This is a genomic window from Sneathiella marina (genome assembly GCF_023746535.1).
Classification (GTDB): domain Bacteria; phylum Pseudomonadota; class Alphaproteobacteria; order Sneathiellales; family Sneathiellaceae; genus Sneathiella; species Sneathiella marina.
In genome coordinates this window covers 1159479-1183771 of record NZ_CP098747.1, presented here as the reverse complement: position 1 = coordinate 1183771, position 24293 = coordinate 1159479, and the positions used below count along the sequence as shown (strand labels likewise).

General features: G+C 45.6%; 21 protein-coding genes and 2 pseudogenes. 8 read left to right on the top strand and 15 right to left on the bottom strand.

Going from position 1 to position 24293, the window contains the following annotated elements; all coding sequences use genetic code 11:
• Positions 1–25: 25 nt before the first annotated feature.
• From NBZ79_RS05700 to NBZ79_RS05690, 3 genes are read right to left on the bottom strand one after another with little or no spacing between them, the layout of a single operon-like run.
• Entirely contained in the window at positions 26–364 is a 339-nt protein-coding gene (locus NBZ79_RS05700; protein ID WP_251936231.1) for a GYD domain-containing protein, read from the bottom strand.
• Between the two features lie 32 nt (positions 365–396).
• On the bottom strand, positions 397–2034 hold the full coding sequence (locus NBZ79_RS05695; RefSeq protein WP_251936228.1) for a hydantoinase B/oxoprolinase family protein: 1638 nt from the start codon (positions 2032–2034) through the stop codon (positions 397–399).
• A gap of 2 nt (positions 2035–2036) precedes the next feature.
• Positions 2037–4073, bottom strand: coding sequence for a hydantoinase/oxoprolinase family protein (locus NBZ79_RS05690; protein WP_251936225.1), 2037 nt, complete (start codon positions 4071–4073; stop codon positions 2037–2039).
• 381 nt (positions 4074–4454) lie between these two features.
• Between NBZ79_RS05690 and NBZ79_RS05685 the strand changes: the two genes are divergently transcribed.
• Positions 4455–5357, top strand: coding sequence for a LysR substrate-binding domain-containing protein (locus NBZ79_RS05685; protein ID WP_251936223.1), 903 nt, complete (start codon positions 4455–4457; stop codon positions 5355–5357).
• Between the two features lie 55 nt (positions 5358–5412).
• Positions 5413–6108 carry an IS6 family transposase gene (locus NBZ79_RS05680; RefSeq protein WP_251936221.1) on the top strand — a complete coding sequence of 232 codons (696 nt, stop codon included), beginning with the start codon at positions 5413–5415 and terminating at the stop codon, positions 6106–6108.
• A gap of 612 nt (positions 6109–6720) precedes the next feature.
• On the opposite strand, the gene NBZ79_RS05675 is transcribed toward NBZ79_RS05680, so the two are convergent.
• Both NBZ79_RS05675 and NBZ79_RS05670 read right to left on the bottom strand, forming a co-directional pair.
• Positions 6721–7392, bottom strand: coding sequence for an NAD(P)H-binding protein (locus tag NBZ79_RS05675; protein WP_251936218.1), 672 nt, complete (start codon positions 7390–7392; stop codon positions 6721–6723).
• A gap of 11 nt (positions 7393–7403) precedes the next feature.
• Entirely contained in the window at positions 7404–7946 is a 543-nt protein-coding gene (locus tag NBZ79_RS05670; RefSeq protein WP_251936215.1) for a TetR/AcrR family transcriptional regulator, read from the bottom strand.
• A gap of 125 nt (positions 7947–8071) precedes the next feature.
• Here NBZ79_RS05670 and NBZ79_RS05665 point away from each other — a divergent pair, with 125 nt between their 5' ends.
• From NBZ79_RS05665 to NBZ79_RS05645, 5 genes and pseudogenes are all read left to right on the top strand, one after another.
• On the top strand, positions 8072–8536 hold the full coding sequence (locus NBZ79_RS05665; RefSeq protein WP_251936212.1) for a (2Fe-2S)-binding protein: 465 nt from the start codon (positions 8072–8074) through the stop codon (positions 8534–8536).
• Positions 8533–10770 carry a xanthine dehydrogenase family protein molybdopterin-binding subunit gene (locus NBZ79_RS05660; RefSeq protein WP_251936209.1) on the top strand — a complete coding sequence of 746 codons (2238 nt, stop codon included), beginning with the start codon at positions 8533–8535 and terminating at the stop codon, positions 10768–10770. The genes NBZ79_RS05665 and NBZ79_RS05660 overlap by 4 nt, the downstream gene beginning before the upstream one ends.
• Positions 10771–10785: 15 nt before the next feature.
• Positions 10786–11364 carry an SRPBCC domain-containing protein gene (locus NBZ79_RS05655; RefSeq protein ID WP_251936207.1) on the top strand — a complete coding sequence of 193 codons (579 nt, stop codon included), beginning with the start codon at positions 10786–10788 and terminating at the stop codon, positions 11362–11364.
• Complete coding sequence (locus NBZ79_RS05650) at positions 11303–12529, top strand: adenylate/guanylate cyclase domain-containing protein (RefSeq protein WP_251936204.1); 1227 nt, start codon at positions 11303–11305, stop codon at positions 12527–12529. The genes NBZ79_RS05655 and NBZ79_RS05650 overlap by 62 nt, the downstream gene beginning before the upstream one ends.
• Positions 12530–12641: 112 nt before the next feature.
• Positions 12642–13337 (top strand): annotated as a pseudogene (locus tag NBZ79_RS05645) (IS6 family transposase).
• Positions 13338–13462: 125 nt separating this feature from the next.
• Here the strand turns inward: NBZ79_RS05645 and NBZ79_RS05640 are convergent.
• From NBZ79_RS05640 to NBZ79_RS05605, 8 genes are all read right to left on the bottom strand, one after another.
• Positions 13463–14566 (bottom strand): M56 family metallopeptidase, encoded by a 1104-nt coding sequence (locus tag NBZ79_RS05640; protein WP_251936200.1) that lies wholly within the window; start codon positions 14564–14566, stop codon positions 13463–13465.
• Positions 14556–14951, bottom strand: coding sequence for a BlaI/MecI/CopY family transcriptional regulator (locus NBZ79_RS05635; RefSeq protein WP_251936197.1), 396 nt, complete (start codon positions 14949–14951; stop codon positions 14556–14558). The genes NBZ79_RS05640 and NBZ79_RS05635 overlap by 11 nt, the downstream gene beginning before the upstream one ends.
• Positions 14952–15064: 113 nt before the next feature.
• Entirely contained in the window at positions 15065–15343 is a 279-nt protein-coding gene (locus tag NBZ79_RS05630; RefSeq protein ID WP_251938042.1) for a DUF2160 domain-containing protein, read from the bottom strand.
• Positions 15344–15389: 46 nt separating this feature from the next.
• On the bottom strand, positions 15390–16187 hold the full coding sequence (locus NBZ79_RS05625) for a carbohydrate ABC transporter permease (RefSeq protein ID WP_251936194.1): 798 nt from the start codon (positions 16185–16187) through the stop codon (positions 15390–15392).
• Between the two features lie 5 nt (positions 16188–16192).
• Positions 16193–17062 carry a carbohydrate ABC transporter permease gene (locus NBZ79_RS05620; RefSeq protein WP_251936192.1) on the bottom strand — a complete coding sequence of 290 codons (870 nt, stop codon included), beginning with the start codon at positions 17060–17062 and terminating at the stop codon, positions 16193–16195.
• A 4-nt stretch (positions 17063–17066) separates the two neighbouring features.
• Positions 17067–18143, bottom strand: a complete 1077-nt coding sequence (locus NBZ79_RS05615; RefSeq protein WP_251936189.1) for an ABC transporter ATP-binding protein — start codon at positions 18141–18143, stop codon at positions 17067–17069.
• A 1-nt stretch (position 18144) separates the two neighbouring features.
• Positions 18145–19212: an ABC transporter ATP-binding protein gene (locus tag NBZ79_RS05610; protein WP_251936186.1), complete on the bottom strand. Its 1068-nt coding sequence runs from the start codon at positions 19210–19212 to the stop codon at positions 18145–18147.
• A 128-nt stretch (positions 19213–19340) separates the two neighbouring features.
• Positions 19341–21074 carry an ABC transporter substrate-binding protein gene (locus NBZ79_RS05605; protein WP_251936183.1) on the bottom strand — a complete coding sequence of 578 codons (1734 nt, stop codon included), beginning with the start codon at positions 21072–21074 and terminating at the stop codon, positions 19341–19343.
• Between the two features lie 356 nt (positions 21075–21430).
• Between NBZ79_RS05605 and NBZ79_RS05600 the strand changes: the two are divergent.
• Positions 21431–22127 (top strand): annotated as a pseudogene (locus NBZ79_RS05600) (IS6 family transposase).
• Between the two features lie 260 nt (positions 22128–22387).
• Here the strand turns inward: NBZ79_RS05600 and NBZ79_RS05595 are convergent.
• Entirely contained in the window at positions 22388–23524 is a 1137-nt protein-coding gene (locus NBZ79_RS05595) for a hypothetical protein (RefSeq protein ID WP_251936180.1), read from the bottom strand.
• An 82-nt stretch (positions 23525–23606) separates the two neighbouring features.
• The gene (locus NBZ79_RS05590) at positions 23607–24290 is read right to left on the bottom strand and encodes a hydrolase (protein ID WP_251936178.1); all 684 of its coding nucleotides are present in this window, start codon (positions 24288–24290) and stop codon (positions 23607–23609) included.
• Between the last annotated feature and the right edge of the window lie 3 nt (positions 24291–24293).

Genomic DNA, 24293 nt, shown 5'->3' with positions numbered 1-24293 from the left:
AACGCCGGTATTAATGTCGAATAATCTATTTTGCGGAAGAATAACTTGTCACTATTCCATCCGCAATTTTCATCGATTCAACAAAATCCTCGCTATTCATTAATGGTATTGCTTTGCTGTTCTTAGCCAAGCCAAATGAATCCGTCAAATGTAGATTTGCTGCTAGCGCCTTATCCGATGGCATCTCATAAATATACACCATGTCATATTCACCGTAGGTGCCGTATTGCGCAATCGGAGTGCCGCCGAAATCAGTAATTGCTGCGCGATGAATTGCTGCACGATCACGCATTTCAGGTGTTGAAAGCATAGCGGCCTTTTGATCATTTTCATACTTAACCAAATAGAGAACTAATGAAGCCATTTCGAAGACCTTTCGATTCTAGATTTATCATTTTAACGATTTTGAAGGCGGGTCAGCCCTTCTGAAACATCATGCTCTATGCGATCGGCGCTCCGTTTCTCAGGTTCACCATATCCAGCACCACCGCCTGTCCGGATAACCAATAAATCTCCTTTTTGCAGATCGCATCCCATCTTTGATGTAAGATCAATCTTTTCGCCGTTCCGATCTATGAACATGCTCGCCAATCCTCCCGGTTTTCCGCCAAAAAGTCCTTCGGGTCCAATTTCAAAGCGGTCGCTATAAGTCGCAAAGCTGACACCTTCCTGAAGCACTCGATAAGATCTCTCAAAACCCAATCCTCCCCGGTGCTTCCCATCTCCGCCAGAATCCGGGATCAGTGAATAATTTTCAATGCGTAAAAATCGGTAATCCATTTCCAGCGATTCAATTGGAATGTTTGCACAATTTGACAAAGGGGAATCAACACCGTCACAACCGTCATTGTTTTCACCTGCGCCATAACCACCACCGAGTATCTCAAGGTAAATGTTGTAGTCGTTGCCTTCGATGCGGCTTAGACAAACTGGCGTGGTCGTATCAAACCCCTCAGCAATTACTTTATCCGGCGCGACTTGTACCAGAGCCTTCATTACAGCGTTAAAGACCCTGTGGCTGGCTAATAATCGAGCCCTAACCGGCGCGGGAGGTGAGGGATTCAACAATGATCCAAATGGGGCACTTACCTCTATTACGCGACCTACACCATCGTTAAACGGAATATCAGAATCCGTAAGCACTGATTTTGCACAGGCGACCACCGCAGCAACCGTTGAGGCCAACGGACAATTTAAATTTGTCGCCACCTGTGAATTCGTACCCTCAAAAGAGATTTTCAGGCTTTCATCTTCGACAGTCAGCTGGGTTCTAATAACTAGAGGCGTTTTGTTAACGCCGTCATCGTCCACGGCAGCATCTGCATAGTAAGTACCGTTTGGAAGTTTACGAACTGCATTGCGAACCCGCCGTTCCGAATAATCAAGCATGGCGTCCATAGCCTCCGACAATTGCTCAACATTATAGCGTTCAACCAGAGCAATTAGCCTCTTTGCCCCTATCAGGTTAGCTGCAAATTGAGCATTAATATCCCCAATTGTTGCATCAGGCATTCGAACGTTAGCCGTGATAAACCGTTCTAGTGGCCCGCCGTTCCAATCATGTTCCAAATTATATAATGTTGGCGGGAAAATAAGACCTTCCTGATGAACATCATCTGCATAGGGATTTAAGCCCGGCGCACCACCACCCAAATCAATATGATGAACAACCGAGGCGCTGAAGCCTATCAACACAGCATCATAGAATATGGGCGTAAAAATGAATATGTCCTGAATATGCTGCCCGCCATGATAGGGGTCATTATTAATAAAGAAATCGCCTTCCCGGATAGTCTCCACCGGAAACAGCGCAAGGCAAGGCGCTAATGTTTGTGCAATTGACCCAAGCTGAATTGCCGTCAGTTCGGCCTGCGCTACAACCTTGCCCTGGCGATTAATAATTGCTGCCGAGCAGTCCTGTGCTTCCCGAACGATTGGAGAATGCGCCGATCGAATTAACTTACTTCCCATTTCATGAGAAGCAGCAATCAATGCCCTATTAATGATTGCGTGATCAACGCTGGATAGCGCCATTTTCATTCTCCCTTCTGCTTCAGAATAATATTATTCGCCTCGTCACGTAATGCAGACCATTTGGGCGGCACGTATATCGTCGATGTCCCATCTTCAATCAGAATTGGGCCGAACGAACTCCCCGCTGTTATAAATTGACGGGTCGTGAGTTGGCATTGTGCCTGCAACCCACCTTCAGTAATTTCAATACTCTTTGCTTCAGCCCTTGATTTTTCCCTACCGCTTATCCCATCAGTGAAAGCGGAAAGCTCCGATGATTTAGTCCTCGCCCCAACACGGTATGAAACAATCTCGACAGGGTTTTCAGGTGGTTTAGAAAATTCAAAAATCCGATGATGTGCTTCAGAAAATGCCTTCAAGATCATGTTAATTGTTAAATTTTTCATACCCCCCTCTAAAATCACTGACACTTCAAACGCCTGACCCACATATCGCATTTCAAGAATATATTCAAAAATCAGCCCCTCAGAAATTCCTTCTGATTTCAAGTAATTTTCCGTTTGGATTCTTAAATCTGACAATGTGTCGATGATGCTAGCAAGTGAGCTGTCGACCAATTGAGTACGCTCAGTCCGAGCTCGGAAATGAACGTAATCTGACATCAAAAGACCAATTGCAGAAAGAACACCAGCATGCGGAGGAATGACCACGGTACCGATATCAAGATCTTCCGCAACCCTGGCCGCATGTAAAGGTCCCGCCCCGCCAAATGCGACGATGACAAAATCACGAGGATCACGCCCACGCTCAGTAGATACCTGTTGAATTGCACGAACGATATTAGCTTCGGCAATACGAATTGAACTATCCGCTAGCTCTTCAATCGGCATCGACAGTTTGCGGGACATTGACTTGAAAGATGATCTTGCAGCCTCCAAATCAACTTCCATGGTGCCTCCAAGAAATGAATTCGCTTGCAACGTTCCGCGTATTAAATGCGCGTCCGTTATTGTTGGCAGTTCGCCACCCCGCCCATAACTCGCAGGCCCGGGATTTGCGCCAGCTGATTCAGGTCCGACCCGTAACAAGTTTCCATCGTCAATCCAGGCGATAGATCCCCCTCCGGCGCCAACAGTAGCAATATCAATAACCGGGGTCCGAACTGGCAGCCCATCAATTTTAGTTTGCGGAGTAAGATCTGGTGTTCCGTTTACGATCAAGGCAACATCTGTACTCGTCCCACCCATATCAAGCGTTATAATGTTCTTATAGCCAATTTTTTCGGCAATCCCCGTTGCTCCTACAACACCTGCTGCCGGGCCTGAATATAGAGCAGTAATCGCATTTTTAGACATCGCCTGGGCTGGCATCCTGCCACCGTTCGACTGCATAATGCTGAAACGGCCGGCAAAATCCTTAACTTTTAACTTCTCCAAAAATCTATTTAAGTAACCTTCAATATTAGGCTGTACATATGCAGAAAGCGCTGTGGTGGATGCTCGTTCATATTCCCTGAATTCAGGAGAGACATCACATGAGCAAGTAACTGGCATCTGAGGAGAGATAGTCTTAATAATGTTAGCTACCTGTCGTTCGTGATCTGGATTCACATAGCTGTTCAGAAGACAAATTGCGATCGCATCATATTCCTCATGTGCTGTAATTTTATCCGCCAATTTTTCAAGTTCGCGTTTATCGAGTATTTGAACAACCTGCCCATCAGCATCAATTCGCTCATTGAGTTCCCATACATCCTGTCGATTGATGATCGGCTGTGGCTTTTTATATTTCAGGTCATAAATCGACGTTCGATCATGTCGCTGAAGATTGAAAATATCACGCATTCCTTTTGTTACGATTACACAGACTCGACCCCCTTTGCGTTCCAACACGGCATTGGTCGCTACAGTAGAGCCATGTACAAGATCAACAACATTTTCTAAATCGACACCAGCGGTCTCGATTGCGTTAATTGCTCCGACATCCGGCTGATCAGGAGTGCTCGGCACTTTGGCAATGTGGGCAATACCTTCGCGAATTTCAATTAAGTCGGTAAAAGTTCCCCCGACCTCGATACCTACGCGCATTCCACTTTTCATCTTGCTAACTCTTCTAACTGTCTCGATTAAAACGATCACCTGTTTTCACAGAATTCAGGAAGATCAGAACGAGTGTAAGTACCGGCATGCTACCCAATATCCTTCGCACTATCTCCAATTCCTTATTGCGGCCCGGCCGGCGGCGTCAAAAGTGGCTTGTGATATCGGAACAACTGCAGCACTTACGCTGAACTTCTCTAAAGCGATTGTCGCTAAATTGATTTTACGCCGGCCATGTATATTGATCCTTTTTTCTAAATTGCCGTATTGCCGTCATTAGTTGCAGTTTATCGTGATGGGCCTCATTGAATTATAACTGGTAATTTCATGCCTTTTCCAATATCAATTTAACATAAACTAATATCATTTTGGATATGTATTATGCAGCCAACTCTTAGACAGCTCCTGGTTTTTAAAACTATCGTAGAGCAACGTAGCTTTGGTAAAAGCGCCAAAATTCTGAACACATCTCAGCCGGCACTCAGCAGAGCAATCAAAGATTTAGAAGCCGTATTAAGTAGACCTCTTCTGATTCGCACCACTCGATCCGTCAAGCCAACTGAAGCCGGAAAGGAGTTTTATGCTCGAGCTGTACGGATATTGGATGACCTAAGTGAGGCAGTAACAGTTACGCGGGATGTAGCTGATGGCAGGAAAGGCAGACTGGTAGTTTCCTACATGGATTTTGCCATTGTTGGAAAGTTACCTGAAATTCTTAAAAGAATTCGAAATGCCCAACCAAAGGTTCAGCTTGATGTCAGGCTCTTAGTAACGCAAGTCCAAATAGAATTACTGAAGCAGGACAAACTTGATGTAGGATTAGTCAGTGGAATAACGGAAAAGACAATTTTATCTGGATTTTCAAGAAAATTAGTGGATTGTGAAAGTCTTGTCGCTGTACTCCCCAGCGACCATCATTTGGCAAATAGGAAATCTCTTAAAATGAGGGAACTTGCAAACGAGCCTTTTGTTACCGGCGGGTCCCATTGGTATTACTACACTGACAAATTGATTGATATATGTCGGCAACATGGTTTCTCGCCGGAAATTACACAGACTGCGGATATGCGAGACGGCATCATAGGCTTCGTTTTAGCTGGTATTGGAATTACCGTCTATCCGCAGTGCATCACAAATGCTCCCCGACCAGGTCTCTCTTTTGTCCCGATAAATGATGTCCCTAAAGTTATTAATACATTCGCTCTTTGGAAAACCGACAATACAAATCCGACCCTCCCAATATTCATTGAACAGCTTCCTCAGGCAAGCACATACTCCCAATAGGTGTTGTCACATTAACTTAGTGGCGAGAAAAATGACGGTGATCTAATCTCGGCCGATGCAAAAGATCTCTTATTCCCGCCATCGTCTTTCACCTCTTATCATTCAGCATGCAGTCAGGCTGTACGCTCGATTTACGCTGAGCTATCGAGATATCGAAGATCTTTTGGCCGAACGTGGCCTGGATATTTCCTATGAGACAGTTCGTAGCTGGTTTCTGAAGTTTGGTGAGCCTATTGCCAATAATCTGAAATCATCCCGCCCTACTCCTAATGATATCTGGCACTTAGATGAAATGGTCGTCGTTATTCGAGGAAAACGATATTGGCTTTGGCGGGCTGTTGATAGTGAGGGAGAAGTCCTAGATTTCTTTGTACAATCTAAGCGAAACATGAAAGCTGCCTTGAAACTGATGCGCAAACTACTCAAGAAACAAGGCTTTGCGCCTGCACAAATAGTAACAAATAAATTGAAATCATATCACAAGGCATTCCGAATATTGGGCTTAACTGCCGGGCATATTGATAACAAACAGTCGAACAATCGAGCGGAAAACTCACATCTTCCGGTAAGGCGAAGGGAGCGAAAAATGCAACGGTTTAAATCACCAGGATCTGCCCAGAAATTCCTGAATATCCGCTCAATCACCTACAATAGCTTTTACTTTCAACGTTACTTAATTGACCGAGCTCGTCTTAGGAAATGTCGCGCTGAAGCATTTGGCGTCTGGGAGCGCGCAGGTGCTACAGCCTAAGCAAAAGTAACCAGGGAATATTGCGCCTGTTCGAAGTTAATGTGGCAATGCCAATAAATCCGCTGCCAACTGACTGGCAAGCCCAGAAAAAGCGGCTCGGCTACTCCATTTAATCCCCACAATAAATCCATGGACTGGACGCTGAAACAGGGCGACAGAGACGAATGCCGAATTGCGGCTTACTTGCTCTGATCGAGGCGTCTTTGTTTACTGCGGATGCGGCCAAAGACCCCTGTTCTGCGGGGTTCAGGGACGAACCTGGACTAGAACCAGGTTCGCCTCAGAGTAAGTGGCGGAGGTAGCAGTCTCATACAAACATGTCTCTGCAATTTTCCCTGTTAAACAGGGAAAAAACAGGGATTTTTGACAATTTTGGCCCGGTTTACAAGCCGGAGACACCATAACCCACTATTTCTATTATACTTTTAGCATTAACTCACAACTTCCATAACAGGGAAATTTATTTAGAATTCAGGGAAAACAATTTGGAGAACAGGGTAACAATAAATCGTTTTTCTCTGAACGATCCCAGCGGACAGGCACTACCTATATCAGTTAGATTGATACACGAGCACGCCTGCGTAAGGGTGGGCAAAACTTGCCCTTAATCATTTATGATCTAGCAATGCGCTTGATGTCAGGCTCTTCAAAAATATTGAAGGCCCGTTCATCATTAAAGGCCGCTATAACCATAGCCTTGGCCAAATCCTGATCGCTATGCGCGGAAGACAAATCAAATCTTCGAAGTAACCCTACGATCCCACCAAATATCTTATACAGAAGGTTCTTGGGCTGGCGGATTCCAGTGGGGAAAATATAGCCCGGTCTGAAGATAAACTTTCTTGGAAAAGCAGTTTCCGAAAGCAGGTTTTCAGCCCGGCCCTTCGCCTTTGCAAAGGTCGCCAGGTTCTTTTCTGTTGGATCAGCCCCTTGCGCTCCAAACAAAACGAAAGTTGCCTCTGGACTCTCATCGGCAAGAACATCTGTTAAGGCTCTTTGATAGTCACAGGTTATTTCGAAAAATTTGTCTTTTTGAACGCCGCCCTGATATACGCCCAAACAATAGAAACAAATATCGATTTCTTTTAGATCATTGGCTACACTTCTGAAGTCCATAAAATTATCATGAAAAATCTCGGTCAACCGCGGGTCATTTAATCCTGTCGGGTTTCGGCTGATCGACACGACTTTTTTAACCCCATCTTTTTGCAAGAGGAGCTTTAGAACCTGATGACCAACCATACCTGTGGCACCGGTTATCAGAATATTCTCAGCCTTGGCCATCAAAGATACTTTCAGGTGGGAAATACCGTTTCTAATACCCGTTTCATTCCACTCGCGAAATCATCTTCAGAACTCTCTTTAAAAAGTATCCCTTTGGCTGCCATGGTCAGCAGATAGTAGGTTTCAGATGCCGAATTCTGATCTTTGCATAACCCGCGACTAATCAGGAATTCCGAGATCATAGTTTCATAGTCGTCATGTGTGTTTACTCCCGATTTTTTGAGTGAATCTGTACTAAGCCCCATAATCTCCATGCCGTGAGGCGTCGTGTTCAAGAGAGGGGCGAGTTCTCCCATCCAAACCCTATAGAACATCAGAAGTGCTTCATTATTGCCAGCATCTGGATTCTGCAGGCAGGCTTGCACCCTAACGCCCCGCGCTTCGACAAATCCGGTGACCGCCCAATCCAGGACCGCCTGCTTTGACTTGAATCTTTTATAGAGCGTCTGTCTGGAAACCCCGGCAACGCGTGACAAGTCTTCCATTGACGCTTTGCGAAATCCATAATTCGCAAAGGCCACCAATAATTCTTTATGCGTAATTTCTTTTTCCATGGAACATACTTGACATTTATTGCAAAGAATGTAAATAGATTGAATACGAATTTTACAATATTTATCTATTATGTAAATATTGTCATCTGAATATACAGATATCAGATATTGAAAGGGCCGCCCTCATGATCAGCTTCTCATTGAACGGCAAAACAGTCACAACGGACGTTCCATCGGAAACGCCCCTTCTATGGGTTGTACGCGATGTTTTTCAGCTAAAAGGATCAAAATTTGGCTGTGGCGTGGGATTATGTGGCGCTTGCACCATGCATGTAGAGGGAGAAGCGGTTCGAACCTGCATTCTAGCGATAGAAGATGTTGCCGATAAAAACGTAACGACAATTGAAGGGCTGGGAACGCGCGAAGATCCGCATCCGCTACAGGAATCCTGGGTAGCGCAAAGTGTTCCTCAATGCGGATATTGCCAGTCAGGACAGATCATGTCGGCGGCCGCCCTCCTGTCCCAAAACCCAAAACCAACGGACACGGATATTGATGCGGCAATGAAGGGTAATATCTGTCGATGCGGCACCTATGGCCGGATCCGGCAAGCTATCCATGCGACAGCAAATGCTGGAGAAAAATCATGAGCAGACCTGACCCGAAGACCAAGCTGGATTTTTCGCGTCGACAGGCATTGAAAATATTCGGCATTGCTGGCGGGGGACTTATTGCGTCCGTCCATCTTGGCGGTTGTTCTGCAAGGGCAGCTCCGCTTCGTGTTGGAAAATCCGAAGGCATGACAGACAACGCCTTTATTCAGATCACACCGAAGAATGAAATCCACTTCTATCTGCCGCGCGCTGAAATGGGACAAGGAGTTTATATGGGGCTCACGTCGCTTATCGCTGAAGAGCTGGAAGTCAGCCCCAATGAGATTATTGTCCACCACGCCCCCGTGCATGAAGCATATGCCAAGCCCAGTTCCAGCCTGCAATATACAGGCGGAAGCACCAGTCTCAGCGCCCATTTTGTTCATCTAAGGCAGGTCGCAGCCAATGTGCGTGAAAGTATCCGGCAAGCCGCTGCAAAAACACTCGATGTGTCCGCAAGTAAGCTGCGTATGGAAAATGGCAACGTGCTATCAGGTCCACATGTATACGCCTATGGTATGTTTGCGAATGCCGCGGCGGAGTTACCTTTTCGGGAAGAAACGCCCCTCAAACCTGAAAGTGAATTTAAAGTCATCGGTCAAACACAAGCGCGTATGGATGGCTGGGATAAGGTTACTGGTAACGCCCAATTTTCCCTGGATGTTGATTTTCCGGGTTTATATCGCGCATCGTTACGCCGTGCACCCGTAACTGGCGGTAAGGTAAAATCTTTCAGTGACGCTGAAACACTGAAGGCACAGGGAGTTCACAAAGTCGTCGAAATTTTTAACGGCGTGGCAGTTGTGGCGACACATCATTGGCAGGCCAAGCAGGCCGCCGAACTATTAAAGATTGAATGGGAGTTACCGGAACTCGCGACGATTTCAAGCCCCGAACTTCGGGCGACGATGGAAGAGGCTTTAACGAGTGAGGATGATCTAAACGCTCACTCTCAGGGTGATACGAACGCTGCTTTCAAAATGTCTGAAGCTATTATCGAAAGTAAATACTGGGCCCCTTATCTGGCTCACGCCACCATGGAGCCAATGAACTGCACTGCCCGTATTGAAAACGGTCAGTGCGATATATGGGTGGGTAGCCAGATGCCCGATGGGGCCTTGGGCATGGCCGCGCATCATAGCGGATTACCGCGGGATAAAGTAAAGCTCCATCCGACATTTCTGGGAGGCGGATTTGGCCGTCGTCTATCATCGGATTTTGTGGCTGAAGCGACGGCAATCGCCGCGAAAAGCGGTGTTGCCATCCAATTAATCTGGAGCCGCGAGGAAGATATGCAAAATGATCGCTTTCGCCCCGCATCACTCGTCAAATTGAAAGCAGGGTTGGATGATCAGGGAAATATCAACTCCTGGACAGCCACACGTGTCGGCGCCAACGTTGCCGCGCATTTCGCCGATGATAATCTGGAAACCATTGCCCCGGAATTTCTGCCCTGGGGTCTAAGTGACTGGGCAAGCAAACGCAGCTACTGGCTGTTTGAAAATCTGATTGTCAATCCTGCCAGCGTCCATGGTCTCTTTGGTGATTATGATATTCCCAATCAGGATATTCGGCATGTAACTGTCGATCCCGGTCTTCCCATTGGCTACTGGCGCTCTGTGGGTCACTCCTTCAGTGCTTTTTTTGCGGAAAGTTTTATGGATGAGTTAGCGCATGAGGCAAACCGGGATCCGCTAGAATTTCGTCTCGCCCATAACAATCATGACCCACGCATGCAAGGTGTCTTGAAGCTGCTGGCCCAAAAAGCCGGATGGGGAGAGGCGCCAGAGGGTCGTTTTCAGGGTATTGCCGCCCATAATTCCTTTGAAACAGCCGTCGCCCAAATAGTCGAGCTTTCCGTTACTGATGGTGACGCGATCAAGGTCCACAAAGTCACTTGCGCGGTTGATTGCGGCGTTGCCGTAACACCGGATATTGTCCGCCAGCAAATGGAAAGCGGCATCATATACGGGATGACTGCAGCCCTTTACGGCGAGATCACCCTTGATAAGGGAGAGGTCGAGCAAAGTAATTTCCACGATTATGAAATGCTGAGAATGGACAAGGCGCCTGAAATAGAAGTTCATATTGTCCCCAGCAAGTCCGATCCAACAGGTGTCGGGGAGCCGGGCTTGCCGCCCATCGCCCCCGCTCTTGGCAATGCCATTTTTACCGCGACGGGCCTCCGCATCAGGGAACTTCCCCTGTCAAACCACATAGAGTTCGTGTGAAGGGATCGGCCGTAAATGATCCCCACGAAATTCAAGTATTTTCCAGAACTACTTGGGGTGGCACTCATCATGGCGCTGATGAGCGGATGTTCCTTCAAAAAAACAGCTGACGCCGAGTTATTTATCCCGGCCAGCCCGCAGGCTGTCTGGTCCGTCTTAATGGATGCAGAAAGTTACGGGGACTGGAACCCCTTTTTCACACATGTTGACGGAAACTTTCAGGCCGGAGACAAACTGAACATTCAAATGCAATCGCCAAATTCCGACCCTATGACCATCTCTCTAACTGTGAAGGAATTGGTCAAAAACAGCGAAATTAATCTTTACGGCGGGATTCCGTGGATTATGACATTTGACCTGACACATACCTTCAAACCTGAGAACGGGGGGACCAGAATTTCCACACATGAAGAATTTCACGGCCTGTTCATCCCCTTCTGGGACGCAAGCTGGGTATCCGACGCCTATGACAGAATGCATAAGGCGCTGAAGAAACGCGTTGCAGATATCAAAGCGATGAAGGAGCATGACAATGCACTCTTACATAAATCGTGCAATGATCTGGTTGACGACAGCCCCCTCCAATGTGCCTAAAGATATGGTTCGTTATCATGTCTACTGGAAAATCTTTTACCTGATCGCTGCTCTGGGCCATGCCATGACGCTGCAGATGTTTTACCAGACGGGTGTTTATTTTATGGCGGTGTTCAATATCGCCAGTATTTTCATTTTTGTGGTGGCGCTTCTCCTATTGAATAAGGGGTTCTATCGAACCGCATTCTGGGGAGCAATTATAGAGCTTGTCGCTCATGGCATTGCGGCAACCATTTGCGTCGGCAACGATTACGGGTTTCAGAATTTCGCTTTCCTTGTCGTCGTTTTGCTCTTTGTTCAACCTTTCTACAAATTGCGAATATCGATCTTTTTTGCGTCCATTGTTCTGACAACGGCGGCATCCGTCATGTTTTATTCCGTCCATAATCCTCCCATTTATACGGTGCCGCCAGAATGGGCGGACACCATGGTCATCAGCTCGATGTTTTCCTGGCCAATATATGTTATGATAATGGTACTTCCTTTTATTCGCGCATCGGCCCGAGCCGAAGAAGAAATTGCGACAGCCTACGGGGAAAGCGAGCGCTTGCTGCTCAACATTCTACCCGCCCCTATTGCTGAACGTTTGAAGTTTTCTGATGACATGATTGCGGATGACCACGATAAAGTGGCCGTACTCTTCGCCGATATTGTCGGCTTTACACAAATGTCCGACCGCTTGGCGCCGGCAGAACTCGTGAAACTCTTGAACAAGGTCTTTAACCAGATTGACAAACTGGTTGTTAAATACGGCGTTGAAAAAATTAAAACCATTGGAGATGCCTATATGATTGTCGCCGGCGTTCCAAACCCTGATCCCAATCCGGAAAAAACCATGGCAGAGCTTGCCCTGGAAATGAAAAATGTTGTCTCTCAATTCAAAGACCCCGTAACGGGAGATGCGCTTCAACTGCGGATCGGGATAAATACGGGATCCGTCGTCGCCGGCGTGATCGGTAACAAAAAGTTCGCGTATGACCTGTGGGGAGATGCAGTCAACATCGCCGCCCGAATGGAAGCGACCAGCGAAGTTGGACACATCCAGGTCACAGACGAATTTGCCTCATCCCTGAAAGATCAATTCATTTTTGAACCGCGAGGATCTGTTGACATCAAAGGTAAAGGTAAAATGAAGACCTTCTATCTCAAAGCTTTGACCGTATAAACATTCATTTACGATTAAAAGAATCAAATAGAGGAGTAACATATGGCTGTTTGGGGGGTGTTGTCACATTAACTTCGTGAAAAAGGATCTGGTGTTGAATTAGTCTTCTTCGATGAAAAAGATCTCATATTCCCGGCATCGTTTCCCACCTTTTATCATTCAGCATGCAGTTTGGCTGTACGCTCGGTTTACACTTAGTTATCGAGACATCGAGGATCTACTTGCAGAGCGCGGTATGGATATTTCCTACGAGACTGCCCGACGATGGTTTCGTAAATTTGGCAAACCAATAGCCAGAAATCTTAGATTGACGCGCCCTACTCCCACTGAAGTCTGGCATCTGGATGAAATGGTCATTGTTATTAGAGGCAAGCGGTATTTCCTTTAGCGTGCCGTAGATAGTGAAGGCGAGGTCCTGGACTTCCTTGTACAGCCAAAACGAAACACCAAAGCAGCCTTGAAACTGTTGCGTAAACTACTCAAAAAACAAGGCTTTGCGCCTATTCAAATAATAACAGATAAATTGAAATCATTTCACAAAGTATTTCGAGCTTTAGGCTTAGCCGCTGAACATATTGACAACAAACGATCTAACAATCGGGCAGAAAACTCACATCTACCCGTCAGGCGACGGGAACGAAAAATGCAAAGGTTTAAATCACCAGGGTCCGCCCAGAGATTTCTCAAAATCCAATCAGCCTCTCACAATAACTTTTATCTACAACGTCACTTAGTTACGCGAAAATACTTCAAGGAATGCCGAGTTGAAGCATTCCGCGTTTGGGAATCTGCAAGTGCCACAGCCTAAATAATTTCACTGAGAATTCTCAGCACCTGCAGTTAGTTAATGTGACAATGCCCAAGAAATTCTGCGTCTGCTATAAATTAACGTGACAACCCAATTTTTAGCAGTGTTGGTGTTGCAGGATCGATTTACCTCGCAACATTATTTATTGTATTCATACGCTCCAGATTAATGATAGTCGACAGCATTAATCGATCATGAGACCAGTCCTTCGGGTTTTGCATTAGAACGGATGTCGTGAATACAATTCCGAAAACTGATATTGAAGCAAACACGGATACTAAATTTGAACCTTTATTTTCGTGCGCATTCGTCATCATCAAAATACGTTTGCGCAAAAGGCTTCTTTTCGATTTATCTGAATCACACTTATCGACAAGCGCAACAGACGGCAATCGAATACGATTGCTACGTTTTGATTTGGATTGTGAACGGCTTGTTCTCAAAAGGCATTCACAATAGGCCCTAATGCCATAAGGCGAGCGATTGACTATAATCTGGTCGCATGCATATTCACGCAATCGCCGCACTTGGGCGCACCATACATAATAAACGGGATTCCAAAATAACAGCGGTTTCAATACTTCCAGGAAAAATTCCCATTCGATATCTTTTTGTCGAAAATGCTGTAATTCGTGTGTGATGGCAATTTTGAGGTCAAGCTGACGCGTCAACATTTCCTCAGGAATTACAATATAACGGCGTGTCAAATCACGTGTAGAGTAAGGAATAGATATCTCATCACTCACTAAAATATAAATATTGCCTATACGTTTTAATAAATAGCTATCTTTAAGCTGCGTCCAAAGTCGATAACCTTGATATAGCAGTCGCGAAAATAACACTGCCGAAATGATAGAAAATGTTCCGACCAGAATTTGTGCGGCGAAAGATTTTAGACTTACTACCTCTCTCACCATTTCTTCCCGAAATCCAAGCGCTGATTCCAATTGTTCAGCATCCACCTGAAAATTTCCGTTAAGGTAATTTGCTACAACAAGATCAGATAAGTTCAGTGAATTTTGCGATGTCCATTCGCTAAACAAATAGACGAAAATCGGGCATAAAATGATGGCGCCAATGCTACCATTAAGAAGAAACAGCTGCGTTCTAAAAGTACTTTTCAATCCAATGAGTGGAAATATTACCAATGCTGTAGTCCATACTAAACAGGCCACCAATAGAAGTATATTGACGTCAATGAATACATTAAGAACGGTATCAGGTGTCATTTGTCCTCAGCCTTATGTCTAGTAAATCCCTTATCTCCTGCAGGGCATCATCAGATAAGTTTTCATCGTCAACCAATCTCGCCACGAGTGAAGAAGGCGTATTATTGAACAATTTTGCTGATAGATGCTGCAAGGTTTTCGACTGATAGTCAGCCTTATCAATGGTTGGAGAATAAACAAACGATTTTTCTGTTTTGGCACTAACCAGAAATTTTTTCTGTTCCAGAATACGCATAATTGTCGATGCAGAAGTGTAGGCAAGCTCACGGGGTGGCGAAAGATTATTCATCACTTCCCGGACGGTGCCTTCACCAATTGCCCACACTGCGTTCATAAATTCTAACTCTACTTCAGTTAGGAGGGAGTTGTCTTTCTTTTGCCGCATCTAAAATATGTCCATTACTAAAAAAGAGAATTTCGTGATTTGAGCGGTCTCTCCAAACCATTCAGAATACTTATATTATATATATACTAATATTTTAGTTGATAGGCAACTTCTCACACTTTACGAAAGCAAAAAATTCCCCAAAGAATAGCAATACCAGTAGGCCACCAAAGTGGTTGCCCAAAGAAACCAAGCCAAGCAAGGAATATATAAGCCGATCCCAAGAGCGTTAAAAACAATCGATCACCACGAGTGGTTTTAAGCCCAAGGACCCCTCGCCGCTCACTTTGACCCGGAGATCTAATTTCCTGCACAGTCAATAAACCCATTGCCGAAAACAAGGCGATAAAGGCTATGGCTGTGGGCCAGGTCCACGCCATCCAGCTTAACATTTTCGGCACTCCACTTCCCTAATTACGTGATTAGTAGCGCTGCGCATCAAACCCTGCCCATCGCGAAGCCCTTGGCAATATAATTGCGAACGAAATAGATGACGATCGCGCCAGGAATAATAGTCAGCGTCCCTGCAGCGGCGAGCAAGCCAAGTTCATATCCCGCCGAAGATGCGGTTTTGGTCATGATAGCCGCAATTGGTTTCGCGGCAACAGCAGTTAGTGTTTTTGCTAGCAATAATTCTACCCATGAGAACATGAAGCAAAAAAATGCGGCAACACCTACACCAGCCTTAATAGTCGGAATAAAAATTGTCGTGAAAAAACGCAGGAAGGAATAGCCATCAACATAGGCTGTCTCGTCCAGCTCTTTGGGGACACTGGCCATGAAACCTTCCAAAATCCAGACCGCTAACGGAATGTTAAATAAACAATGCGCCAAAGCGACAGCAAGATGAGTATCGAACAAGCTAACAGATGAATAAAGCTGGAAAAATGGCAGGGCAAATACTGCAGCAGGCGCCATTCTGTTTGTTAGGAGCCAAAAGAATAAAGTTCTATCACCCAAGAAACGGTAGCGTGAAAAAGCATAGGCTGCTGGAAGCGCGACGCAAACTGAAATCACGGTGTTAAGTGATACATAGATAATTGAATTTATGTATCCCCAGTACCAGGTTGGGTCAGTGAAAATTGTCTTATAGTTTTCAATGGTCCAAGTTTGTGGGAAAAGGGAAAAACCGGCAAGAATTTCGTTGGTTGTCTTGAAACTCATTGCCACAAGCCAATAAATTGGCAGCAGGAGGAACAGAATATAGAGAATCGAAACAATATTTCGCTTTTGCATTTTTTCTACCCCGCCTCGTCCGATTGATTATTCATCACAGAATAGAATACCCAGCTCACCAACAAGGTGATCGCAAAATAGATAAGGGACATGGCAGCAGCAGGCCCCAAATCAAATTGGCCGAGCGCTATTTTCACCAGATCGATTGATAGTAATGTTGTTGAATTGCCCGGCCCACCACCCGTTAAGACGAAAGGTTCCGTGTAGATATTGAAGCTGTCCATAAAGCGAAGTAATATCGCGATCGTCAAAACAGTCTTCATTTTCGGTAATTGAATATATCTGAATACTGCAAAATTGGAGGCTCCATCAATTCGGGCCGCACGATAATAATCGTCGGGGATTGAAACCAATCCGGCATAGCTAAGCAATACCACCAGTGAAGTCCAATGCCAGACATCCATTGTTACGATCGTGATCCAGGCGGCAAGCGGATCCTGCGTCATGTCGTAGGAAACACCCAGTACATTATTGAAGAAATATCCAAGAAGACCAATATCAGGCAAGGTAAATATATTCCACATGGCACCGACAACGTTCCATGGAATTAGCATTGGCAACGCCATGGTAACAAGACATACGGGAACCCAAATTCCTTTTCGTGGCATGGAAAGGGCCACAGCCACACCCAAAGGTATCTCGATCAACAATATCAACCCTGTAAACAGGAATTGGCGCCCGAGCGCCGCATGAAACCTGTCAGAACGCAAAAGTTGTTCGAACCAATCTAACCCTTGCCAGAAAAATACATTGTCTCCAAATGTTTCCTGAACAGAGTAATTTACCACCGTCATAATCGGAATCAATGCATTGAAGGCAACAAGCAATAGAACCGGTAAAACAAAGATCCAAGCTTTTTGATTATACGCTCTCATGACCTCAGTCCGCCTTTTCTGTTACTAACCAGCCATCGCGATAAACACGTGTTTGATTTTTCTGAAAAATGACACCTATGTTGTCTCCCTTCTCTGGAGCAATATCTTCAATAATGCCAGCAACTTTATGATCACCTAACATAACCTCAACTACTTTATGGCGGCCAATATCGGAAACCTTCTTGACCGTCCCTCGCAAGCTAGATTCTCCAAAGGAAATAAATTCCGGCCTTATACCGATTTCACAATTTGTAGAAACACCAGACTTAATTGGTCCTTCTAAATCTATAATTTGACCCATAAATTTCGCAGCACCCCCTTCAATCATACAAGGAATAATATTCATTCCGGGAGATCCGATAAAATGGCCAACGAACGTATGTTCCGGACGTTCAAACAACTCAACAGGAGTACCAATTTGAACAACCTGACCTTCATCCATGACAACAACACGATCAGCAAACGTCAAGGCTTCAGTCTGATCGTGGGTGACATAGATCATTGTCGCGTTTACACGATGATGTAGTTCTTTCAGCTTGGATCGGAGTTTCCATTTAAGATGTGGATCAATTACGGTTAGTGGCTCATCGAACATCACAACATTCACATCGTCTCGTACTAACCCGCGTCCCATTGAAATTTTCTGCTTGTTGTCAGGAGACAATCCCGAGGCACGGCGGTTAAGAATGTCTTCGACTTCAAGCATCGCCGCTATCTCAGAAACGCGTTTATTTACTGCCGTTTCCTCAACGCCGCGGTTTCTAAGAGGAAACGCTAAATTATCATAGACTGTCATCGTGTCGTAAATAACGGGAAATTGGAACACTTGCGCTATATTGCGTTGATCAGGCGACATCGCTGTCACATCTCGATCGTCAAACAGTATCTTTCCTTCAGATGGGATCAGTAGGCCTGAAATAATATTTAGAAGGGTCGATTTTCCACAGCCCGATGGCCCTAGCAAGGCATAGGCACCGCCATCTTGCCAATCCAGGTCAATTTCCTGCAACGCATAATCTTCCGGGCCTTTCGGCTGAGGTTCATAGCTATGCTTGAGATGTGAGAGCGTAATTTTTGCCATATTATCCACCCACAACCCGGCCATTCAAATCAAAATAGAAACATTTCGATACATCCATATAAAATTGATGCTCAGAGCCGATTTCAAAATAATGTACTCCATGTGCAAGCGAGACCCATGTTTCATCCTCCATTTCAAAATGGGCACTACTTTCAGAACCGCTTAATTCAGTGATCTTTACAATTCCCTCCAGAGCAACATTTGTCTGATTAGACTTTTCTGGCAGTACATTATATGGCCTGATGGCGATTAGGTAGTCACCATCCGCTAGGTTTTTCGTCTGCTCGTCCACGGCCCATTTTGCGACATTCCCCATATTAATCAGACCCTTCGTCTTCTTGACTTTGGCGCAGTTAATAGGAGGATCGGAAAAGACGCGTGCAGAAGCCAAGTTTAAGGGTGTTCGATAAATTTCAGCGGTTGAACCAAACTGAGTCATCTGACCATCGTCAATAAGGGCAGTTTTACCGCCAAGCAACAGGGCTTCCTCCGGTTCAGATGTCGCGTAGACAACAACTGCGCCACGGCCCGCAAAAAGCTCCGGCAGTTGCTCACGAAGTTCTTCGCGTAATTTATAATCAAGATTTGCCAATGGCTCATCCAAAAAAACTGCGTCGCTTTTCTTGGCAATCGCGCGGGCTAACGCGCAACGTTGCTGTTGCCCGCCTGAAAGTTGGTGCGGGCGTCGGTTGAGAAATGGACGAAGTTGCAGAATATCCGCTGCTTCTTCTACCCTGCCTTCTATTTCAGATCGTGCCATACCGGCCACGCGCAATGGCGAAGCGATGTTATCGAACACTGTCATATGCGGATAATTAACGAAAAACTGATGTACAAGGCTAATATTTCTTTTTTTGGTGTTTACCGAAGAGATATCCTTACCGTTCATAATAATCTTGCCAGCAGCCAAGGGGTCAAGTCCGGCCATCAATTTGATAAGAGAAGTTTTTCCAGAACCGGTCTTACCTAGCAGAACATTAAAATGACCGGGCTCAAGCATTAGGCTTGTCGGCTTGATATGCGTATGAATACCAACTTTCTTGGTAACTTCGATTAACTCAAGTGTCATGAGACAATTAGCCCTAAAATATCAAGCGTAATAATTAACTTACATATTAATCAAAATTGAAGTGCTGAGGTCCCGCAGAACCTCAGCTTAAGTAGAGTAATTTTGCAACGCCTATGCGTTAAGTCAAATTACTTCTGCCAACGTGAAACAAGAGCATCGTAATTAACTGTTTCACCTGCAGGCTTTTCATTGGCAAGCTTAGCCTTTGCTCCACCTTTACCCAGCCATTCGGATACGTCTTTAGGCTCGTTCAAACGAGGGCCACAACCGCCGTATACGTTTGCAGTTTCATCAGCGCGTTGCATACGGGCCATTGTAATATCCATCTCTTCAGCCAAACGATCCATTGCTTGTTGTGGTGTAAAAGCACCAGAGTTTACGTCACCGATTTGTTGCCACCAAATTTGAGCGAGTTTTGGGTAATCAGGAACGTTGACACCTGTTGGAGACCAGGCAACACGATCTGGCGAACGGTAAAATTCTACCAGGCCGCCAAGTTTTCCAGCACGTTCTGTAAATGATTCATGATTGACGGAACTATCACGGATAAATGTTAAACCAACATGAGATTTCTTCACGTCCACAGTTTTAGACACGACGAATTGTGCATAAAGCCAAGCTGCTTTTGCTCGATCAAGAGGTGTTGATTTCAAGATTGTCCATGAGCCCACGTCTTGATAACCAACTTTTTGCCCTTTTTCCCAATATGGACCGTGTGGTGATGGGGCCATGCGCCATAACGGTATGCCATTGCTATCAACAGTGTTATTCCCTTCAGACTGGGGTTTTACCATGTCAGCTGTAAAGGCTGTATACCAGAAAATCTGCTGTGCGACATTTCCTTGGGCCAGTGCAGGCAATGACTGGTAGAAATCATATGAGGCAGCACCTGGAGGTGCATAAGACCGCAACCATTCATCCCACTTACGAATTGCGTAAACTGCAGCTGGACCATTTGCTGCGCCACCACGTGATACAGAAGCACCGGTTGGGTTACATGTCCCAGCTTCCATACGGATGCCCCATTCATCAATTGGCACACCATTTGGTTCACCTTTTGAACCGGCGCCAGCCATTGATAACCATGCATCTGTCATACGCCATCCAAGATCGGGAGCGCGCTTACCGTAATCCATGTGACCATAGATTGTTGTTCCGTCAATTTCTTTGACATCTTTTGAGAAAAATTCAGCAATATCCTCATAAGCCGACCAGTTTACTGGCACGCCAAGGTCATAACCATATTTTGCTTTGAATGCGGTTTTTAAATCTTCGCGATCGAACCAATCCTTCCGGAACCAGTACAGGTTGGCAAATTGTTGATCAGGGAGCTGGTATAAATCTCCGTCTGGACCAGTTGTAAACTGTGTGCCCATGAAATCATCCAAGTCCAGCATTGGATTTGTTACATCGCTCCCCTCGCCTGCCATGAAATCAGTTAGGTTATAGGCAAGCTGCAGACGCGAATGTGTACCAATCAAGTCGGAGTCATTTACATACGCGTCATAAAGATTTCTTTGTGTTTGCATCTGTGTTTGCACAGCTTGCACAACTTCACCCTCACCCAATATTTGGTGATTGACCTTAATACCAGTAATTTCTTCAAACGCTTTTGTCAGTACTTCTGATTCATATCCATGTGTTGGAATACCTTCAGACAAAACGTTGATTTCCATGCCGGAATAGGGTTTTGAAGCATCAATAAACCACTGCATCTCAGACATTTGTTGTTCTTTACTGAGTGTCGATGGTTGAAATTCATTATCGATCCATTTTTTCGCGGCGGCTCCATCTGCATGTGCCACTGCTGTTCCCGCCATGACAGCACAGGCTGCTACAGCAGAGAGAAGATATTTACGCATCGTTCTTCCTCCCTAGGTTTCAATGCGCCGAATTTGTCGGCCTACTAAGGTTTTGGCAGTTAACGTATTTTGTCAACTAATTTTTTAGTAGGTAAAATACGACTGTTCCATCCAATTGATATTTAACACTTAATTTGAAACACATTTAAATTATCTGCTATTTTCTGGTTCTTCATTGTAAAGAATACTTCAGAATCTATTTTATTAGGGGTATTGGTAATTTGACCTTTTTACGGTGTTGTCACATTAACTTTGTGGCAAGGAAATTGATGATGATCTAATCTTCATCGATGAAAAATAGATGCTGTCACTTTAACTTTGTAGCGAGAAAATTTGTGATGATCTAATCTCTGCCGATGCAAAAGATCTCCTATTCCCGGCATCGCTTTCCACCTTACATTATCCAGCATGCAGTTTGACTTTATGCGCGATTCACGCTGAGCTATTGAGACGTAGAAGATCTGCTCGCGGAACGAGGCCTGGATATTTCCTACGAGACTGCCCGACGATGGTTTCTAAAGTTTGGTAAACCAATCGCCAGAAATCTGAGGTCTTCCCGCCCTACTCCCAATGATATCTGGCATCTGGATGAAATGGTCATCGTAATTCGTGGAAAACGGCATTGGCTATGGCGGGCTGTTGATAGTGAAGGCGAAGTCCTGGATTTCCTCGTACAATCAAAGCGAAACACAAATGCCGCCTTGAAATTGATGCGGAAATTACTCAAGAAGCAAGGATTTGCGCCAATGCTAGGTAGTTACCGATAAACTGAAATCTTATCACAAGGCATTTCGAATTCTAGGCTTGAATGCCGAACATATTGACAACAAAAGATCTAATAATCGTGCCGAGAATTCTCATCTACCTTTCCGACGAAGAGAGCGAAAAATGCAGAAATTTAAGTCACCGGGATCTGCTCAGAAATTCCTCAATATTCACTCTGCAGCCTACAATAACTTTTACGTTCAACGCCACCTAATCAATCGATCTCACCTCAAGCAATATCGCGCTGATGCATTCGGCGTTTGGGCTACTGCATGCACTGCCGCCTAAAAATTACGACTTCGGTTTCTTCGCGCCTAATGGAAGGGCGTTGTCACATTAAATTATTAAACATAAAACCTTGATAATTTTCGAAACGTGGTTTGTTATATTTCAAAGACTTACGAGGTTCGAAATTCCTTCAAAAAAGCAAAAAGGGCCTAGTATCGAGTTAATGTGACAATGCCCACTTGGCAAAACATACAGGCTTCGTTGTGGATTGATAGCTCATTGTCGTGATCTCCTGCTGCGTCGCTGCGTCGAGTTGCTCATCATCGCGACACCGGCAATGTGAGAACGGGAACATTTTGTGCCCCGCCGACGTTGATGGTCAGGCGAATGAGCGATGTGAGCAACCCAAACGTTTGCTTGGTCGCCAAGTCGCTATCATCGATATAAAACCAAAATCCACGGTATGGGACCGACAAATAAGCCCCATCGTCCCGAATTGCCGAGACATGGACATTCAGGACATCGCTGAGAGTCGTATCCACTTTCTTCAGAGATCGCGCCATGCCACGATTTTCATGTATTTCAGGTATTGATACCGCATTAGATAAATACGCCATCGTTCCCAGCACCGATCGCGTTGCCACGCGCAAGCTGCCATCAGCATTGCTGAAAAAACCACTGCCCGGATCAATTTCATAGGTTGTTTTCCGACCTGGTAAACCAAGCAGCCGTGCTACCTCAGCGAATTCAGCGCTGTTCCAGGCGGCCGGGCTAACCCGCAATACATAATGTGCGCGGCTACCCGTTAAGACATAGCTTGGCGGGCTTTTCTGAAATTCCCACTGATAGCCAGCCCTTTTTGCCTTCAAAATATCGTCCGGAGAGACGCGGCTTTCCACGATTGGTGCAGAGAGAATTTCTCGGCGGTGCTCAACACCGATATTAATCAGTTGTGCCGCTTCAAGCCGCCTAAAACGGGCGGTTAATTCAGCAAATACCGCCAATGCGCCTGAATTTTGAGTAGCGACTTCTTCCCTAGAGACATCGTTTTTGAAACCGTTCAAATCCCGTGCGACCAGTCGCAAAACGCGGTCGAGTCCCCAGCCGTATTGCGTCAACAGATACACACTGTCCAATTCGACAGGCGCGACGAGCTGGCGGGTGAATTCTTTGTCCCGTCGTGGCATGAAAGTGATGGTTGGTGTTTCGGAATATCCGACAGAAGCACCGGGCGACAAAAAAGAGCTGTTGGCATTCTCGATCTTGCCAAAATCCCCGCCGACAGAAGCCCCGATCTCGAAATTCATCTGGGTGGAAATACCATTGATCGACAGAAACTCGGGAGTATCTGTATAGCGCAGCCGCACAAGGTTCAGCAGGAGCTCGCGCTGTTCACTCTCCCCTACGGCTTGATTGTATTCCAGACGCGATACCTTCATCGCGTCAGGTCCAATCATAGTGCAAGCGTTCAGCTGCAGAATCGCAAGACATACTAGGGGCAAGGACTTCCACCGCATCAAGCTCTGTGTCCTATTAATGTTACTTGGCTGCAACGGGCGTAAGGGTCTTGCCGTGCTTCACGCGTTCATCTGCATTATGCACCATGGTATAGGCGTAATCGACACCCATCCCGTAAGCGCCTGAATGTTCTTTGACGAGCTCCATCACAGCATCGTAAGTGTCTCGGTGGGCCCAATCGCGTTGCCATTCAAGCAAGACTTGCTGCCAAGTCACTGGAACCACACCCGCCTGCACCATGCGATCCATGGCGTAATTATGGGCATCCAGTGACGTGCCGCCTGATGCATCCGCTACCATGTAAATTTCATAGTCGGCGTCATGCATCGCACAAAGCGAGAAAGTGCAATTGCACACTTCGGTCCAAAGCCCTGAGACGATGATTTTCTTTTGACCGTTAGCGGCCAGTGCGTCACGGACTTTTTGGTCGTCCCAGGAATTCATGGAGGTGCGTTCGAGGAGCGGCGCTTCAGGAAATACGTTTAGCAATTCAGGATAGGTATGTCCTGAAAAACTCTCCGTTTCCACAGTTGTGATAGTGGTCGGGATGTTAAAAATCTTAGCGGCTTTTGCCAAACCAACCACGTTGTTTTTCAGCGTCTGGCGGTCGATGCTTTGCACTCCAAAGGCCATTTGAGGCTGCTGATCAATAAAGATCACTTGGCTGTTATAAGGGGTAAGCACTTCAAGTTTGTTGTTGTTCATTTG

Excerpts from the sequence above, each read along its gene's own strand:
- NBZ79_RS05700 (WP_251936231.1), bottom strand. The coding sequence starts at position 364 with ATGGCTTCATTAGTTCTCTATTTGGTTAAGTATGAAAATGATCAAAAG.
- NBZ79_RS05695 (WP_251936228.1), bottom strand. The coding sequence starts at position 2,034 with ATGGCGCTATCCAGCGTTGATCACGCAATCATTAATAGGGCATTGATT.
- NBZ79_RS05690 (WP_251936225.1), bottom strand. The coding sequence starts at position 4,073 with ATGAAAAGTGGAATGCGCGTAGGTATCGAGGTCGGGGGAACTTTTACC.
- NBZ79_RS05685 (WP_251936223.1), top strand. The coding sequence starts at position 4,455 with ATGCAGCCAACTCTTAGACAGCTCCTGGTTTTTAAAACTATCGTAGAG.
- NBZ79_RS05680 (WP_251936221.1), top strand. The coding sequence starts at position 5,413 with ATGCAAAAGATCTCTTATTCCCGCCATCGTCTTTCACCTCTTATCATT.
- NBZ79_RS05675 (WP_251936218.1), bottom strand. The coding sequence starts at position 7,392 with ATGGCCAAGGCTGAGAATATTCTGATAACCGGTGCCACAGGTATGGTT.
- NBZ79_RS05670 (WP_251936215.1), bottom strand. The coding sequence starts at position 7,946 with ATGGAAAAAGAAATTACGCATAAAGAATTATTGGTGGCCTTTGCGAAT.
- NBZ79_RS05665 (WP_251936212.1), top strand. The coding sequence starts at position 8,072 with ATGATCAGCTTCTCATTGAACGGCAAAACAGTCACAACGGACGTTCCA.
- NBZ79_RS05660 (WP_251936209.1), top strand. The coding sequence starts at position 8,533 with ATGAGCAGACCTGACCCGAAGACCAAGCTGGATTTTTCGCGTCGACAG.
- NBZ79_RS05655 (WP_251936207.1), top strand. The coding sequence starts at position 10,786 with ATGATCCCCACGAAATTCAAGTATTTTCCAGAACTACTTGGGGTGGCA.
- NBZ79_RS05650 (WP_251936204.1), top strand. The coding sequence starts at position 11,303 with ATGCACTCTTACATAAATCGTGCAATGATCTGGTTGACGACAGCCCCC.
- NBZ79_RS05640 (WP_251936200.1), bottom strand. The coding sequence starts at position 14,566 with ATGACACCTGATACCGTTCTTAATGTATTCATTGACGTCAATATACTT.
- NBZ79_RS05635 (WP_251936197.1), bottom strand. The coding sequence starts at position 14,951 with ATGCGGCAAAAGAAAGACAACTCCCTCCTAACTGAAGTAGAGTTAGAA.
- NBZ79_RS05630 (WP_251938042.1), bottom strand. The coding sequence starts at position 15,343 with ATGTTAAGCTGGATGGCGTGGACCTGGCCCACAGCCATAGCCTTTATC.
- NBZ79_RS05625 (WP_251936194.1), bottom strand. The coding sequence starts at position 16,187 with ATGCAAAAGCGAAATATTGTTTCGATTCTCTATATTCTGTTCCTCCTG.
- NBZ79_RS05620 (WP_251936192.1), bottom strand. The coding sequence starts at position 17,062 with ATGAGAGCGTATAATCAAAAAGCTTGGATCTTTGTTTTACCGGTTCTA.
- NBZ79_RS05615 (WP_251936189.1), bottom strand. The coding sequence starts at position 18,143 with ATGGCAAAAATTACGCTCTCACATCTCAAGCATAGCTATGAACCTCAG.
- NBZ79_RS05610 (WP_251936186.1), bottom strand. The coding sequence starts at position 19,212 with ATGACACTTGAGTTAATCGAAGTTACCAAGAAAGTTGGTATTCATACG.
- NBZ79_RS05605 (WP_251936183.1), bottom strand. The coding sequence starts at position 21,074 with ATGCGTAAATATCTTCTCTCTGCTGTAGCAGCCTGTGCTGTCATGGCG.
- NBZ79_RS05595 (WP_251936180.1), bottom strand. The coding sequence starts at position 23,524 with ATGATTGGACCTGACGCGATGAAGGTATCGCGTCTGGAATACAATCAA.
- NBZ79_RS05590 (WP_251936178.1), bottom strand. The coding sequence starts at position 24,290 with ATGAACAACAACAAACTTGAAGTGCTTACCCCTTATAACAGCCAAGTG.